Source organism: Microbacterium sp. Ag1 (genome assembly GCF_001005635.1).
GTDB classification, from domain to species: Bacteria; Actinomycetota; Actinomycetes; order Actinomycetales; family Microbacteriaceae; genus Microbacterium; species Microbacterium oxydans.
The window spans coordinates 196,220-211,756 of the sequence record NZ_LBCR01000033.1 but is presented as its reverse complement, the minus strand read 5'-3'; the positions used below and the strand labels follow the sequence as shown (position 1 = coordinate 211,756).

The window sequence follows — 15,537 nt, the reverse complement described above, 5'->3', positions numbered from 1 at the left end:
ATTTCGTCAGCCGATCGGCATGATCAGGTCCGTACGCAGTTCTGGTGCCGGAGCGCTCGGGTCGGACACGTAGATCTCGATCCAGATCCCCCCGGGACGAAGCCCCTGCGCCGACGCGCGCTCGACGAGGGCGGCCCATGCGCCACCCAGTTCCTCATAGGAGCCGAACAGCGTGGTCGCGACCGCGGGTCCTGAGGGCAGTGTCGAAGCGACGATGACGCGGCCGCTCGCGGTGGGGATGGGGTTCGCCGGTGCCGTCTGCACGGGGAAGCCGAGTTCCAGGTCGAAGACGCCCATCGGATCGCCGTGATACACCGCGAGTGCCGGGCCGGTCGGGACGAGCACGTCTCCGGCGAAGGTGAGCGCGATCGCCGAGTAGCCGGCGTCGAACGCCTCCGGGAGATCGGCGAGGCGGATACCCTCGTGGCGGATGACGGCGAGGGGGACGGACTCGAGGTCGAGGCGGTCCGCAGGACCGAACGGGGCGTCGCGAAAGGCGTTCATGCGCTCAGCGTCTCACGCCTCAGTCGGCCAGTCCACGCCTCTTCAGGAGCGGATCGATATCCGCATCGCGGCCCCGGAAGTCGCGGTATGCCTCGAGAGGATCCTTGGAACCTCCCACGCCGAGGAGTCGTGCGCGGAATCTGTCGCCGTTCGACCGGGTGAGACCACCGCTCTCTCGGAACCAGTCGACCGTGTCGGCGTCGAGCACCTCGCTCCAGATGTACGAGTAGTACCCCGCGCTGTAGCCGCCGGAGAACACGTGGGCGAAGTAGGTGGATGAGTACCGCGTCGGCACGGTCGGGTCTTTCAGACCGATGTCCGCCAGAGCGGCGGCCTCGAAAGCGGCGACGTCGTCGACCTCGGCATCCGTGCCCAGACGATGCCAGGCCTGGTCCAACCATGCGGCAGCCAGATACTCGCTGGTCGCGTGCCCCTGATCGAACGTCTCGGTCGCTCGCAGGCGCTCGACGATCGAGGGATCGAGTGGAGCGCCGGTCTCGTGGTGACGCGCGTAGTTCTCGAGGACCTCCGGCCACAGGATCCACATCTCGTTCACCTGGCTCGGGAACTCGACGAAGTCGCGGAACACGTTCGTCCCCGCGAAGTGTGGGTAGGTGACAGACGCGAAGAGGCCGTGCAGAGCGTGTCCGAACTCGTGGAACAGCGTGGTCACCTCGTCGAGCGTCAGGAGCGTCGGTTCCCCTTCTCCGGGAAGCGGCACGTTCAGGTTGTTGACCACGACCGGAGCGGTGCCGCGAAGTCGCGACTGGCTGACGATCGCATTCATCCACGCGCCGCCGCGCTTGGAATCGCGCGTGTACAGATCGAGCACGTAGAGACCGACCGGCGAGCCGTCGGCGTCGCGCACCTCGAAGACGCGCGCGCCGGGGTGATACGCGGCGAGGTCATCGCGCTCGGAGAACGTGACGCCGTAGAGCTGCGTCGCCGCGAAGAAGACGCCATCCTGGAGCACGCGCTCCGCTTCGAACCAGGGCCGAAGCGCGCTGGAGTCGATGTCGTATCGTGCAGTGCGCACCCGCTCGGTGTAAAAGGCCCAGTCGTGCGCCTCGACCGGGAACGGGAGCTGCTCGGTCTCGTCGACGATCGTCTGCAGAGCTGCGCGTTCGGCCAGGGCGTTGCGCGCGGATGGTCCGGCGAGGCGTCGGAGCATCCGCTCGACCGCCTCCGGGCTTCCTGCCGTCTCATCCGCGGTCACGGCGGCAGCGTGCGAGTCGTAGCCGAGCAGCTGTGCACGCTCCGCCCGCAGACGCACGATCGCGAGAAGGACCGGACGGTTGTCGTTCGCGTTGTCGCGAGACCCGCGTGCGAGCGAGGCCGCCATGATGCGACGTCTCGATTCCCGCGGGCGCAACTGCGCCAGAGCAGGGTGGCCTGTGAAGAGCGGGAGAGTGATCAGGAGCTTTCCGTCCAAGTCCCTGTCCGTCGCGGCACGTGCGGCAGCGGAGAGCTCTCCCGCGCTCAATCCGTCGAGCTCGTCGGCCGTGTCGAACACCACGGCCAGGTCGTTGGTGTCGTTCAGCAGGTTGCGCTCGAACGTGTTGGTCAGGGTCGACAGCTTCTGGTTCATGGCGGTCAGCCGCGCCTTCGCTTCGTCGTCGAGGCCCGCACCGGCCAAGGTCATCTCGCGATGACGGCGCTCCACGAGGTACCGCTGCTCCGGATCGAGGTTCAGCGCGTCGAGCTGCTCGTACACCTGCTGCACACGCCAGTAGAGCCGGCTGTCGAGCGTGATCGCATCCTCATGCGCTGCCATGAGCGGCGCGAGCTGCTCGTCGATCTCCTGGATCTCGGGCGTCGCATCGGCCGAACTCACCGTGTAGAAGGTGTGCGCGACACGATCCAGCAGCTCGCCGGATCGCTCCAGCGCCTCAAGGGTGTTCTCGAACGTGGGCATCGAGCGCACCACGGTGATGCGCTCGATCTCGCGGAGCTGCTCCTCGAAACCCGCCTGGAAAGCGGGGAGATAGTGCTCCGGCCGAATCGCGGCGTAGTCGGGGAGCCCGTAGGGAAGCGTCGACGGCTGCAGCAGCGGATTGGTGGCGTCGGTCATCCTCCGAGCCTATCCACCGCGCCGGGCGTGTTCAGGACCCGCTCTCGCTCAGGCGCGTCATCACGCCGCGAAGGGCTTCCACGACCACGCGGACCGATCGACGACGAAGTGTCTCGGGCCGCGCGAGCACGTCGATCATCCGGTGCGTGCTCACACCTTCGAGAGGGACGCGCACGAGGTCGCGGTCGTCGACGCTGCGCGAGGTGAAGCGCGGTAGCATCCCGATCACCCCTCCGGCGGCCACGACGGCCGACACCGCGCCGTAGTCGTTGATGCGGTGTTGGATGTCGACGGGCCGATGGGCCACCGCCGATACGGCACGGAGCACGTCGTCGGGGGAGTAGCCGATGCGACTGGTGACCCATCGCTCTCCTGCGACGTCGGCCGGTGTGAGGCTGGCACGACCGGCGAGCGGATGTGAGGCCGCTACCGCCACGTCCAGGGGCTCGCGGATCAGGGTGAGGCTGCGCACACCCTGCGCGGGCCACGGTTCGGAATGCTCCATGCGGTGCGCGAGCACGAGGTCGTAGCGTGCTGTGAGCGCAGGGAAATCCGTCTGCGCGACATCCTCGTCCGTGAGCTGAACCGATGGCGCGTTCGCTGCGGACGACAGCTCCCGCACGAGTGCTCCGAACAGCGCCTGCCCGACGCTGTGGAACCCGCTGATGCTCACGACTCCCGTCGCAGAACCCTCGAAGTCGTCCAGGGCGTGTCGTGCCGCCGCCATGGCGTCGATCGCCTCGGCGCCGGCAGTCGCCAGTACTTCGCCGGCGGGTGTGAGGGCGAGCGTGCGCCCGACTCTGCGGGTCAGCGGTGTCGGCACACCACGCTGCAGGGTTGCGAGCTGCTGGGAGACGGCAGAAGGAGTGACTCGGAGCGCGTCGGCCACGGCGGTCACACTGCCGAGGGCGCCGAGCTCTCTCAGGATCTGCAACTGATGGAGTTCCACGAGAACAGTTTAGCGGCGGCTACATGAACGGTGCAGACGATGCCGATTGATCTACAACCGTGGATGCGATGTGATCGAGATCATGAAGGCACTGTCCGCATGAGAGCACTGTTCAAAGGCGCGCCTGGCGCGGGGCTCGAGCTGGTCGAGCGTCCCGAACCGAAGGCCGGCGCCGACGAGGTCGTCATCCGGGTGCTGCGCACCGGCATCTGCGGAACCGATCTGCACATCCTCCGCTGGGATGACTGGGCGGCGTCGGCGATCGCCGCCCCGCTGATCCCCGGTCACGAGTTCTACGGCGAAGTGGTGGAGGTCGGACCCGGCGTGCACGACATCTCCGTGGGTGATCGCGTCTCCGGTGAAGGCCACATCGTCTGCGGGACGTGTCGCAACTGCCGGGCAGGGCGCCGGCAGATGTGCATCCGGACGATCGGTCTCGGTCTGCAGCGGGACGGTGCGTTCGCGGAGTACCTCGCGCTCCCTGCGGCGAACGTGTGGGTGCACCACGCCGAGGTGACTCCCGAGCTCGGCGCGATCTTCGATCCGCTCGGCAACGCGGTCCACACGGCGCTCACGTACCCGCTCGTCGGAGAAGACGTGCTCGTCACCGGCTGCGGCCCGATCGGGCTCATGGCCATCGCCGTCGCCAGGCACGCCGGGGCGCGGTTCATCACCGCGACAGATGTCAGCGCACCGCGTCTGGAGATGGCTCGTCGGATGGGCGCCGACGAAGTCGTCGACGTCTCGGTCCGCGATATCAGGGAGGCGCAGCAGGCGCTCGGAATGCGCGAGGGTTTCGACATCGGATTCGAGATGAGCGGTGCGCCATCCGCCCTCCCCGCCATGATCGACAACATGAACCACGGTGGGCGTATCGCGATGCTGGGTCTGCCGAGTGCCGGGTTCGGGATCGACTGGGGCAAGCTCGTCACCCACATGCTCACGATCAAGGGGATCTACGGACGCGAGATGTTCGAGACGTGGAACGCCATGGGGGCGATGCTGCAGACCAGTGCGCCCCTGCGGGATGCCATCGGCCGAGTGATCGCCGAAGTCGTCCCCGCTCGTGAATGGGAACGCGGATTCGCCGCCGCCGAATCGGCGGGAACGGGCAAGATCATCCTCGACTGGACGGAGTTGTGATGTACGGGACCTTTCAGAAGCATGTGTCGGACGAGCTGGCGGCGATCGAGGAGGCCGGCCTGACCAAGCGCGAGCGCGGTATCCGCGGGCCGCAGAACGCCGAGATCACCGCTGACGGCGCTGACGTGCTGAACTTCTGCGCGAACAACTACCTCGGTCTCGCCGACGATCCGCGCATCCTCTCGGCCGCGACGACGGCCCTGGAGGAGTGGGGCTACGGCCTCGCGAGTGTGCGCTTCATCTGCGGCACGCAAGAGCAGCACCTCGAGTTGGAGCGCCGCCTCGCCGACTTCCTCGGCACGGACGAGGCCATCCTGTACTCGTCGTGCTTCGACGCGAACGGGGGAGTGTTCGAGACACTCTTCGGACCCGAGGACGCCATCATCTCCGATGAGCTGAACCACGCCTCGATCATCGACGGCATCCGACTCTCGAAGGCGAGGCGGCTTCGTTACCTCAACCGGGACATGGCCGATCTCGAGGCGCAGCTGCAGGCGGCAACGGACGCCCGATTCCGTGTGATCGTGACGGACGGCGTGTTCTCGATGGACGGCTACATCGCGCCCCTCGCCGAGATCTGCGATCTCGCCGACCGTTACGACGCCCTCGTCTTCGTCGACGATTCCCATGCGGTCGGTTTCGTCGGCGAGAACGGTCGTGGCACACCGGAGCTCTGCGGAGTAGCCGATCGTGTCGACATCTACACCGGAACCTTCGGCAAGGCACTCGGGGGCGCATCGGGCGGGTATGTCGCCTCGCACGCCGAGATCGTGGCTCTGCTGCGCCAGCGTTCTCGTCCCTACCTGTTCTCGAACACTCTCGCCCCCGCGATCGTCGCCGGCACGCTGACCGCCCTCGATCTCGTCGAAGGGTCCGCGGACCTTCGGGCGCGGCTGCGTGCGAACGCGTCGCTGTTCCGCGAGCGCATGACGGCGGAGGGCTTCGATCTGCTTCCGGGCGAACACCCCATCGTCCCCGTCATGTTCGGGGACGCGGCGAAGACGGCGCAGATCGCTCAGGAGATGCAGGCGCGTGGCATCTACGTGACCGCGTTCAGCTTCCCCGTCGTGCCGCGCGGCCTGGCACGGATCCGCGTGCAGCTGTCGGCGGCGCACACGGCGGAGCAGATCGAGTATTGCGTCGGTGCCTTCGTCGCCGCGCGCGACGCAATCGACTGAGCACATGCAAAGATACGCTTGCAAAGAACCCTTTGCAAGCGTATCTTTGCATTCATGACGAACGAGACGCAGGTCAGGACGCTCGACGCCAGCGCGCTCAAGGCGCTGGCACACCCACTGCGGGTCAAGATCTTCGACATCCTCGCGGCGCGAGGTCCGCAGACCGCCAGCTCCCTTGCGGCCCTCGTGGGAGAGACATCGGGATCCACCAGCTATCACCTGCGTGCGCTTGCAGCTCACGACCTGATCCGAGAGGTGGAGGGGCGAGGCACGGCGAGGGAGCGATGGTGGGAACGGCCCAAGGGGCGCATCGACGTGCCCGGCCCCGATGAGATGACCTCGCCGGCGAACCGCGCCGCGGCGCAGATCGTCACCTCGGAGTTCTTCCGCGTCCGCCACGAGACCCTCATGAGCTACCTGAACCGACCGCAGGCCGAGGTCCCCGAAGCGTGGCGAGACGTCGGGATCACGATCACCACGCACCTCGACATGACACCGGAGCAGGCGATGTCGCTCCGCGAGGAACTCGAAGCCATCGTCGAGAGCGCCATCGAGCGGTACCGGGGCCAGGAGGGGCCGGACGTGCGGCGGGTTTCGCTCCGCGCCGAGCTCTTCGATCTGCCGACCCCGCGCACGACCTCGCCCGCCGTCGACAACGAGGAGGCATCATGACCGCGGCAACTCTCCATCTCGTCGCACCGACGCGAACCGAGCGTCGGCTGCTCCGACTGGCCGATCGGCTGACGGCGTACGTCGAGAATCGGATCTCACATCGCGCGGAGCGGCGTGAGCTCTCGCTCGATCTGCTGCGCGAACAACAGACCCGACGGCAGGACCCCCGTGCCGTCGACCATGCCCTCGCGCAACTGGGAGTGACCCGCCGCTGACGTCGTGGCCCGGGGCCGCGCGACGAGACCCCCTGATATCCGCACGGGTGTCAGGGGGTCTCGTCCCGGTGGTGGGGCCCGGTTCAGTCGGCGAACGGGCGGGCGACGACCTCACCGGACGCGGTCTGGAGGACCTCCCAGCCGGCGTCGAGCTCGGCGATCGCACGCCCTTCCAGCCAGGTGAGGGTCCAGTGGCCGGTGAGGCCCTGGGACTCGACCTCGGCGATGGCGGGACGCAGCGCTTCGGGGACGGAGGCGGGCGGCTGTGCACCCGCGGCCCAGCGCGTGCCGAGCTGCATCAGGAGGCCTCGACCGGGGCGAGCTCGATCGCGGTGACCGCGAACTCCTCCGCCTCGGTGATCTCGAGCTCGGCGATGCGGCCGACCGCGCGGAGGTCGTCCGCCGCGGCGCGCAGGGCCTCGACCTTCGCTGCGGGAGCGGCGATGGCGGCACGGGAGACCGGGGTCTTCTGCGACGCCTTCGCCTCGGTCTTCGCGCGCCGGATGCCGATGAGCGCCTCGCTCGCGGCGGCCAGCACGGCCGGGTCGCCCTCGATGCCGAGCTTCTCGGGCCACGCTGCGGTGTGCACGGAGCCCGCCTCGAACCACGACCAGGCCTCCTCCGTGGCGAAGGAGAGCACCGGCGCGAGCAGGCGGAGAAGCGTGGACAGCGCCAGACGCAGCGCGAGGGCGGCCGAGGCCTGGCCCACGTCGTTCTGGTTGTAGGCGCGCTCCTTCACGAGCTCCAGGTAGTCGTCGCAGAACGTCCAGAAGAACGCCTCGGTCAACTCCAGCGCCCTGGCCGCGTCGTACCGGTCGAAGGCAGCGGTCGCCTCGGCCACCACCCCGTCGAGCGCCGTGAGCATCGAGGCGTCGAGCGCGTGCGTCACCTGCGCGCCCGCGGGCACCGGGAACGACAGCACGAACTTCGCGGCGTTGAGCACCTTGATGGCGAGACGCCTGCCGATCTTCACCTGGGTCGGGTTCTGCGGGTCGAAGGCCGCGTCCATGCCGAGTCGGCTCGAGGCCGCCCAGTACCGCACCGCGTCAGAGCCGTGGGTGTCGAGCACGTCGGCCGGGGTGACGACGTTGCCCTTCGACTTCGACATCTTCTTGCGGTCGGGGTCGACGATGAAGCCGGAGATGGCGGCGTTCTTCCATGGGGTGCGGCCGTCTTCGAGCGTGGAGCGCAGCATGGTCGAGAAGAGCCAGGTGCGGATGATGTCCTGTCCCTGCGGGCGCAGATCGAACGGAGCAGTGAGCTGCCACAGCTCCTCGTCCCGCTGCCAGCCGCCCGCGAGCTGCGGGGTCAGGGAGGACGTCGCCCAGGTGTCGAGGATGTCGGCCTCGGCATCGAACCCGCCCGGCACCCCGCGCTGCTGCTCGGTGTAGCCCGCCGGGACATCCGTGGTCGGGTCGATGGGCAGCGCGGCCGCATCCGGGGTGAGCACCCGGTCGTAGTCGCGCTCGCCGTTCTCGTCCAACGCGTACCAGAGCGGGATCGGCACGCCGAAGAACCGCTGCCGGGACACGAGCCAGTCGCCGGTGAGGCCGCCGACCCAGTTCTCGTAGCGGACCCGCATGAAGTCGGGGTGCCACGCCAGCTCGGTTCCGTGCGCGAGGAGCTGGTCGCGCAGCTCGCCGTCGCGGGCGCCGTTGCGGATGTACCACTGCCGGGTCGAGACTATCTCGAGCGGGCGGTCGCCCTTCTCGAAGAACTTCACGGCGTGCTGGAAGGGCTTGCCGACGGCGGTCATGTCGCCGGTATCCTGCAGCTTCTCCACGATCGCCTTGCGGGCGCTGAAGACGGTCTTGCCCGCCACGTTCTCCACGTACCAGGAACGCGCGTCGGGGTCTGTGACGATCGACGGCGCCTCGGCGAGGAAGCGGCCGTCGAGACCGATCGCCGTCATGTTCGGCAGGGACTCGCCGGCGGTGGTGCGCAGCTCGCGCCACCAGATGATGTCGGTCACATCGCCGAAGGTGCAGACCATCGCCGCACCGGTGCCCTTGTCGGGCTGGGCGAGGTGGTGGCCGTGGATCTCGATCTCGGCGCCGAAGTACGGCGTGCGCACCTTGGTGCCGATGAGGTGCTTGTGCGGCCCCTCGGGGTGGGTCACGATCGCGATGCACGCCGGGAGGAGCTCCGGGCGCGTGGTGTCGATCGCGATGGAGCCGGAGCCGTCAGCGAAGGGGAACTCGATCGTGTGGTACGCGGCCTGCTGGTCGCGGTCCTCGAGCTCAGCCTGCGCGATCGCGGAGCGGAAGTCGATGTCCCACAGCGTCGGCGCGAGGGCCTGGTATGCCTCGCCGCGCTCGATGTTGCGGAGGAACGCGAGCTGGCTCTGCCGGATCGTGTCGTCGGAGATGGTGCGGTAGGTCTGCGTCCAATCGACGCTCAACCCGAGCTGACGGAACAGGGCCTCGAACTGCTTCTCGTCCTCGATCGTGAGGCGCTCGCACAGCTCGATGAAGTTGCGGCGGCTGATCGGCCGCTGGTCGGCAGCCCGGCTCGACTTGTTGTCGCCGCCCTCGAAGGGAGGGGTGAAGTCGGCGTCGTAGGGGAGAGACGGGTCGCAGCGCACGCCGTAGTAGTTCTGCACGCGGCGCTCGGTGGGTAGGCCGTTGTCATCCCAGCCCATCGGGTAGAACACGGTCTTGCCGCGCATGCGCTCGTACCGCGCCTTGACGTCGGTGTGCGTGTAGGAGAACACGTGGCCGATGTGGAGGCTGCCGGAGGCGGTCGGCGGCGGGGTGTCGATCGAGTAGACGCCCTCACGGCCGAGCTCGGCGGCGCGCAGCCGGTCGAACAGGTACGTGCCCTGCTCAGCCCAGGCGGCGTCCCACTTCGCTTCGAGACCTTCGAGTGCTGGCTTGTCGGGAATGGGGTTCTGCGCCGTTTCGGAAGCAGGCATGGAGGTCTCCTCGAGCGATGTATGCGGCACTGTGTGAGCGTGCCTGAGTGTGGGGTGTGCCGAACAGTCTACCGAGCGTCACGGTGACGGGTCGCCTGCGCAGATCGACCCCGTCCAAGAATCAGCCGTAGGATGGAGGGACCCCGACCCGCTCGTCCAGAGGAACCGTCATGCCCGCAAGATCTGTGCGCCGTCTCCTGCCCTTCGCGGCGCTCACCGCCGCCGCTGCGCTGGTACTCAGTGCGTGTGCTGCGCCCGGCGCCGATGGGGAGGGCGGGGAGCTCGTGTGGTCGATCGAGGGCGCGAATCTGTCCGCAGGGCACATGGATCCGCAGGTCAGCCAGCTCGATGTCTCCGGCATGGTGCAGCGGGCGGTGCTCGACTCCCTGGTCTTCCAGGAGGACGACGGATCGTTCAGCCCGTGGCTCGCGAAGAGCTGGGACGTCTCACCGGACAGCACGGAGTACACCTTCACGCTCCGCGACGACGTGACCTTCACCGACGGCGAGAAGTTCGACGCTGCCGCCGTCAAGGCGAACTTCGACCGCATCGTCGACCCCGAGACCGCGTCGGCCCAGGCAGCCAGCATGCTCGGCGCCGATTTCTACGACGGCACCGAGGTCGTCGACGATCACACCGTCAAGGTGACCTTCACGCAGCCCTACGCGCCGTTCCTGCAGGCGGCGAGCACGCCGCAGCTCGGCTTCTACTCGCCTGCCGTGCTGGAGAAGTCGGCCGACAAGCTCAAAGCGGGCGGCCCCGGGATCACCGTCGGCACCGGCCCGTTCGAGCTCACCGAGTACACGCCCGACCAGGAGATCGTCTACACCCGCAACGACGACTACGCCTGGGGCCCGCACGACGCTGAGGCTCCGAACTTCGAGACCCTGCGCGTCGAGATCCAGCCGGAGGCGTCGGTGCGCGCGGGCGTCGTCGAAAGCGGTGAAGCCGACCTGGCCAGCAACATCCCGCCGAACCTCGCGAAGGACCTCGGCGACGGCGTCACGGTCGACTCGATCGAGTACCCGGGTCTGCCGTACTCGCTGTATCTGAACGAGAAGTACGGAGTCTTCGCCGACGAGAAGGTGCGTCAGGCGTTCGCCCGCGGCATCGACATCGACGCCGCGGTGGAGGAGATCTACTTCGGGCAGTTCTCGCGGGCGTGGAGCATCCTCGGGTCGACGACTCCGGGCTACGACGCGTCCCTCGAGGGCAGCTGGCCGTTCGACCAGGATGAGGCGAACACGCTCCTCGACGAGGCCGGCTGGACGGCCCGCGACACCGACGGGATCCGCCTGAAGGACGGCAAGCGCCTCTCGGTGCGCTGGATCGCCTGGACTCCGGTTCCCGACGACCGTGCCGCGCTGGCCAACGCGATCCAGTCCGACCTCAAGGGGATCGGCTTCGAGGTCGAGCGCGAGGTGCTCGAACCGGGCGCCTACAACGAGCAGTACGAGCCGAAGACGTTCGACCTGACCGACTGGGGCTTCTCCGGTGTCGACCCCGACCTGCTGCGCAGTCATCTGCACACCGACGGGTTCCAGAACGCCTCACAGGTCAGCGACCCCGAGGTCGATGCGCTGCTGGAACAGGCCGTCGCGACGAGCGATCAGGACACGCGGAACGGGCTTTACACCCAGCTGCAGGAGTGGAACGCCACGTACACCGCCATCGTGCCGCTGTACAGCCCGTCGGCGATCACGGCCGTCGGCGACCGCGTCGAGGGCGTCGAGTACGACCTGTACGGCCGTCCGCTGTTCTACGATGTGACCGTCGGCTGAACCGCCGGCTGAGCGGAGGGCACGGGTAGTGAAGGCTGCTCTCGTCCGCATCGCCGGCCTGATCGCCTCCGTCGTCATCGTCCTGTGGGGCGCCGCCACCGTCGCATTCCTCGCGTTCCGAGTGATCCCCGGAGATCCCGTGTCGGTGATGCTGGGACCTCAGGCACAGGTGAGTGAGGCGGTCAAGGACGGCATCCGCGCCGACCTGGGACTGGACCGGCCGCCGTGGGAGCAGTACCTCGGTTTCATCGGCCAGCTGGCCCGCGGGGACCTGGGGGAGTCGTACCAGCTGCGGATGCCGGTCACAGAGGTGATCGGACGCCAGCTGGGAGCGACGGTACAGCTCTCCGCGCTCGCACTGGTGATCGCCGTCGTGCTCGCCGTCGGGGTCGCCGTCCTCGTACGCGGCGATGCAGGACGCACGGCCGCCGCGGCGGTGGAGCTGGTGGTGCTCTCGTCTCCGGTGTTCTGGATCGGACTGGTCCTCCTCAGCGTCTTCGCCTTCGGACTGGGGTGGTTTCCGGTCTCCGGAGCCCGCAACCCCGCCACGATCGTCCTCCCCGCGGTGACGCTCGCGCTCCCGGTGGCCGCGCTGCTCAGTCAGGTGCTCCGGGACGGCCTCGTGCAAGCCGAGCGCATGCCGTTCGCTGAGACGGTGCGCGCGCGTGGGGCGAGTCCTTCGTGGTTCACGCTCCGGCACGGACTGCGTCACGGCGCAGCCTCCGCCGTCACGCTCGCCGCCTATCTGACCGGCTCCGTCCTCGGCGGAGCGGTGCTGGTCGAGACCGTGTTCGCCCGACCCGGTCTCGGACGCGTGACGCTCGCGGCGATCAGCGACCGCGATCTTCCGGTCATCACGGGGATCATCCTCCTGAGCGCCGTGGTGTTCGTCACCGTGAACCTGCTGGTCGAGATCGTGCACCCCCTGATCGACCCGCGTATCAGGGCAGCACGTGACCGGAGCACCCGATGAGGCGCGCGCAGACTGTGCTCCTCTGGTCGGCCATCGTGGTGAGCGCCGTGATCGTGTTCGCGGCGCTCTGGCCCGGCGTCCTCGCCACGCACGATCCACTGCAGACCGATGTCCGCTCCGCCCTGCTGCCGCCCGGCGCGGAGCACTTCTTCGGCACCGATCAGAGCGGGCGCGACGTCTACTCGCGGGTGGTCCACGGCGCGGGGAGATCGCTGGGTATCGGGCTCTTCGCCACCGGGGTGGCTCTGGTCCTCGGGCTCATGATCGGCGCGCTCGCCGGGGTCGCACCGCGGGGCGTCGACACCACCGTGATGCGGGTGAACGACGTGCTGATGGCGTTCCCCGAGTTCCTGGTCGCGCTGGTCGTCGTCGCCGTGCTGGGACCGGGACCCGTGAACATCGCGATCGCGGTGACCCTGGCCGCCCTGCCGGTGTACATCCGGTTGGCGCGCGTGCAGACCCAGACGCTCCGCGTCACCGAGCACGTCGAAGCCGCGCGCATCCTCGGCGTCCCGCGCTGGCGCGCTTTCCGCAGGCACGTGCTGCCGGGCGTGCTCGGTGCGCTGAGCGTGCTCGCCACCATCGGCATCGGCTCGAGCATCCTCGCGGCCGCGGGACTCAGCTTCCTGGGCTTGGGTCCCTCAGAGCCGACGCCCGAGTGGGGATTGATGCTCGCCGGGGGCCGCAATGTGCTGGGCCAGGCCTGGTGGATCTCCCTCTTCCCCGGCGTCGCGATCACGCTGACCGTGGTCTCGGCCACCGTCATCGGGCGAATCCTTCGGGCTCGCGCAGACGGGAGGACAGGATGAACGCTGCACTGCAGGTTCGAGGACTCCGCATCTCGTTCGACGGGAAGCAGGTCGTGGACGACGTGTCCTTCGCCGTCGACCGCGGTGAGTGCGTCGCGATCGTGGGGGAGTCCGGCGCCGGCAAGTCCCTCACGGCGCGTGCCCTGCTGGGGCTGACTCCCGCAGCCGCTGACGTCACCCTGGACGGGCTCGTGGTGGACGGGAGGGATGTCGCCGGTCTCTCCGATCGGGCGTGGAGGGGCGTGCGCGGATCGGGAATCGCGCTCATCTCCCAGGACGCGCTGGTCTCCCTCGATCCCCTGCGGCGCATTGAGGCGGAGATCGCCGAGCCGCTCCTCCTCCACAGGGTCGTCCGGGGGCGGGCGCCGCGAGCGACACGTGTGCGGGAGCTGCTGGAGCGCGTGTGGATGCCCGAACCGGAGCGCCGCGCGCGACAGCACCCGCACGAACTCTCCGGAGGTCTGCGGCAGCGTGCGCTCATCGCGTCCGCACTCGCCGCGAACCCGGCCGTCCTCGTGGCGGACGAGCCGACCACCGCGCTCGACGCCACCGTGCAGGCGCGGATCCTCGGACTGCTGCGTGAGATCACCGACGCGGGGACGGCCCTCGTGTTCATCAGCCACGACTTCGCAGCGGTCCGGAGGATCGCCGATCGTGTCCTGGTGATGCGGAGCGGCGTGGTCGTGGAGTCCGGTCCGGTGGCCGATGTGCTCGAGAACCCTCGACACGAGTACACGAAGCAGCTCATCGCCGCGACGATCCACGAACCCCGAACCGCTACGCCGACGGATTCCGCGTCGGTGCTGAGAGTCGACGGCGTGTCACGGAGCTTCGGCACCGTGCCGGCGGTCGTCGATGCCTCGTTCGTCGTGAGGGACGGGCGGACGCTCGGCATCGTGGGGGAGTCGGGGTCGGGCAAGACCACTCTCGCCCGCATGATCGTCGGTATCGACGCCCCGGACAGCGGCGCCGTGGAGTGGAACGCACCGCGACGGGTGCAGCTGGTGCATCAGAATCCGCTCGGCGCCTTCGACCCGCGCTGGACGATCGGTCGATCGCTGCAGGAAGCGCTGGAGGCCGGCGGTGTGCCGCGCACCGCGCGCCCTGCTCGGGTGGTCGAGCTTCTCGCCGAGGTCGGCCTCGCTCCCGCACTGGCCGGCAGACGTCCGAGTGCCCTTTCCGGCGGGCAGAGGCAGCGGGCGGCTGTCGCCCGTGCCCTCGCCGCCGACCCTGACGTGCTGGTGCTCGACGAACCCGTGTCCGCGCTCGACCCCTCGGTGCGGGAGCGGGTGCTGCGTCTGCTCGACGGGCTGCAGCGCGAACGTCGGCTGACGATGATCCTCGTCTCCCACGATCTGGATGTCGTGGGGTCGGTCGCGGATGACGTGCTGGTGATGCAGGACGGCCGGATCGTGGAGCAGGGGCCGACGTCGGAGGTGTTCGCGGCACCGCAGCACCCGTTCACGAGAGAGCTGATCGACGCGAGCGGCGCCGTCAGTCCTTGACGAGGATGCCGATTCCCGCCGCGAGCACGGGTGCCAGCTGCTGCACCTGGACCGAGGTGAGCGTGGCACCGCGCAGGCTGTTGGCGTCGAGGTAGCCGAGAGCGTCGAGCCCGCGCAGATCGAGGTCTTTCGCCCGCATGCCCCGCGAGTCCACCTCGTCACTCGATGTGGACGTGAAGCGCACTCGCGTGAGCTCGGCCCGCGGCATGTCGATCGTGCGGATGGCGCACCCTGTGATCTCGAGATCGGTGACCTTCGCCGCACCGAGGTTGAGGTAGTCGATGCGCACATCGCGCAGGTCGAGCTCCGAGACATGCGCCTCACTGAGGTCGAGGGTCCCGATGCGGCCGCCGTTGATCCGCACTCGCCGCACACCCGCGTCGCGCATGCGCAGCGAGGCGATGCGCACCCCCGACATGTCGACGTCGACGACCGATGCCCCGGTGAGGTCGACGGCATCGGCGTCTGCGCTCACGGCGCACTGCTCGACCGTCGAATAGGCGAGGTCGACGGTACCGGCCAGATCGAGTCGAGCGGCGACGAGGTCGGCACTGCGGGCAGCCCGAGCCGGTTCGAGCACCGGCGGCAGATCGGGCGCCGTGACGCGTGGAGACGCGGGGGAGTCGGAGGTGCGGGCCATGTTCCGAGCGTAGGGCGGGCCGACGACATCGCGCGCGGCCGTGCGCGGTCGCCATCCGGGAAGGCGATGCGCCGGGGAGCGGTGGGCACGCGTACACTGGTGGGACGAGCATCGATCCGGCCATCACCGGGGAGCTCTCGGAAGAACGGCGTGACCTTCGGGCCGCGCTCAGTAGAACCGAGC

Annotated in this window: 14 protein-coding genes; 8 read left to right on the top strand and 6 right to left on the bottom strand. The window is 68.7% G+C overall.

The window, feature by feature from the left end; genetic code table 11:
* Positions 1 to 6: 6 nt before the first annotated feature.
* Genes AAY78_RS15910 through AAY78_RS15900 form a run of 3 tightly spaced genes read right to left on the bottom strand, consistent with a single transcriptional unit; the run spans position 7 to position 3,524 of the window.
* Positions 7 to 504 (bottom strand): GyrI-like domain-containing protein, encoded by a 498-nt coding sequence (locus tag AAY78_RS15910; protein ID WP_052748812.1) that lies wholly within the window; start codon positions 502 to 504, stop codon positions 7 to 9.
* A gap of 19 nt (positions 505 to 523) precedes the next feature.
* A complete protein-coding gene (locus AAY78_RS15905) occupies positions 524 to 2,575 on the bottom strand; it encodes a M3 family metallopeptidase (RefSeq protein ID WP_046749260.1) in 2,052 nt (683 codons plus the stop codon).
* A 31-nt stretch (positions 2,576 to 2,606) separates the two neighbouring features.
* Positions 2,607 to 3,524, bottom strand: a complete 918-nt coding sequence (locus AAY78_RS15900) for a LysR family transcriptional regulator (RefSeq protein WP_046749259.1) — start codon at positions 3,522 to 3,524, stop codon at positions 2,607 to 2,609.
* A 99-nt stretch (positions 3,525 to 3,623) separates the two neighbouring features.
* On the opposite strand from AAY78_RS15900, the gene tdh reads away from it, so the two are divergent.
* Genes tdh through AAY78_RS15880 form a run of 4 tightly spaced genes read left to right on the top strand, consistent with a single transcriptional unit; the run spans position 3,624 to position 6,732 of the window.
* On the top strand, positions 3,624 to 4,667 hold the full coding sequence (tdh, locus tag AAY78_RS15895; protein ID WP_046749258.1) for an L-threonine 3-dehydrogenase: 1,044 nt from the start codon (positions 3,624 to 3,626) through the stop codon (positions 4,665 to 4,667).
* The gene (locus AAY78_RS15890; RefSeq protein ID WP_046749257.1) at positions 4,667 to 5,845 is read left to right on the top strand and encodes a glycine C-acetyltransferase; all 1,179 of its coding nucleotides are present in this window, start codon (positions 4,667 to 4,669) and stop codon (positions 5,843 to 5,845) included. Before tdh ends, AAY78_RS15890 begins: the two co-directional genes overlap by 1 nt.
* 54 nt (positions 5,846 to 5,899) lie before the next feature.
* The gene (locus tag AAY78_RS15885) at positions 5,900 to 6,517 is read left to right on the top strand and encodes an ArsR/SmtB family transcription factor (protein ID WP_046749256.1); all 618 of its coding nucleotides are present in this window, start codon (positions 5,900 to 5,902) and stop codon (positions 6,515 to 6,517) included.
* The gene (locus AAY78_RS15880) at positions 6,514 to 6,732 is read left to right on the top strand and encodes a hypothetical protein (protein ID WP_046749255.1); all 219 of its coding nucleotides are present in this window, start codon (positions 6,514 to 6,516) and stop codon (positions 6,730 to 6,732) included. Before AAY78_RS15885 ends, AAY78_RS15880 begins: the two co-directional genes overlap by 4 nt.
* An 83-nt stretch (positions 6,733 to 6,815) precedes the next feature.
* On the opposite strand, the gene AAY78_RS15875 is transcribed toward AAY78_RS15880, so the two are convergent.
* Both AAY78_RS15875 and valS read right to left on the bottom strand, forming a co-directional pair.
* Complete coding sequence (locus AAY78_RS15875) at positions 6,816 to 7,031, bottom strand: hypothetical protein (RefSeq protein ID WP_046749254.1); 216 nt, start codon at positions 7,029 to 7,031, stop codon at positions 6,816 to 6,818.
* Complete coding sequence (gene valS, locus AAY78_RS15870; RefSeq protein WP_046749253.1) at positions 7,031 to 9,646, bottom strand: valine--tRNA ligase; 2,616 nt, start codon at positions 9,644 to 9,646, stop codon at positions 7,031 to 7,033. The genes AAY78_RS15875 and valS overlap by 1 nt, the downstream gene beginning before the upstream one ends.
* A 170-nt stretch (positions 9,647 to 9,816) precedes the next feature.
* On the opposite strand from valS, the gene AAY78_RS15865 reads away from it, so the two are divergent.
* Genes AAY78_RS15865 through AAY78_RS15850 form a run of 4 tightly spaced genes read left to right on the top strand, consistent with a single transcriptional unit; the run spans position 9,817 to position 14,714 of the window.
* The gene (locus AAY78_RS15865; protein ID WP_046749252.1) at positions 9,817 to 11,427 is read left to right on the top strand and encodes an ABC transporter substrate-binding protein; all 1,611 of its coding nucleotides are present in this window, start codon (positions 9,817 to 9,819) and stop codon (positions 11,425 to 11,427) included.
* Between the two features lie 28 nt (positions 11,428 to 11,455).
* On the top strand, positions 11,456 to 12,400 hold the full coding sequence (locus AAY78_RS15860) for an ABC transporter permease (RefSeq protein ID WP_046749251.1): 945 nt from the start codon (positions 11,456 to 11,458) through the stop codon (positions 12,398 to 12,400).
* On the top strand, positions 12,397 to 13,209 hold the full coding sequence (locus AAY78_RS15855; RefSeq protein WP_046749250.1) for an ABC transporter permease: 813 nt from the start codon (positions 12,397 to 12,399) through the stop codon (positions 13,207 to 13,209). The genes AAY78_RS15860 and AAY78_RS15855 overlap by 4 nt, the downstream gene beginning before the upstream one ends.
* A complete protein-coding gene (locus AAY78_RS15850) occupies positions 13,206 to 14,714 on the top strand; it encodes an ATP-binding cassette domain-containing protein (RefSeq protein WP_046749249.1) in 1,509 nt (502 codons plus the stop codon). The genes AAY78_RS15855 and AAY78_RS15850 overlap by 4 nt, the downstream gene beginning before the upstream one ends.
* Here AAY78_RS15850 and AAY78_RS15845 read toward each other — a convergent pair.
* A complete protein-coding gene (locus AAY78_RS15845; protein WP_046749248.1) occupies positions 14,704 to 15,354 on the bottom strand; it encodes a pentapeptide repeat-containing protein in 651 nt (216 codons plus the stop codon). The two genes, AAY78_RS15850 and AAY78_RS15845, sit on opposite strands and share 11 nt — an antisense overlap.
* Positions 15,355 to 15,537: the final 183 nt, after the last annotated feature.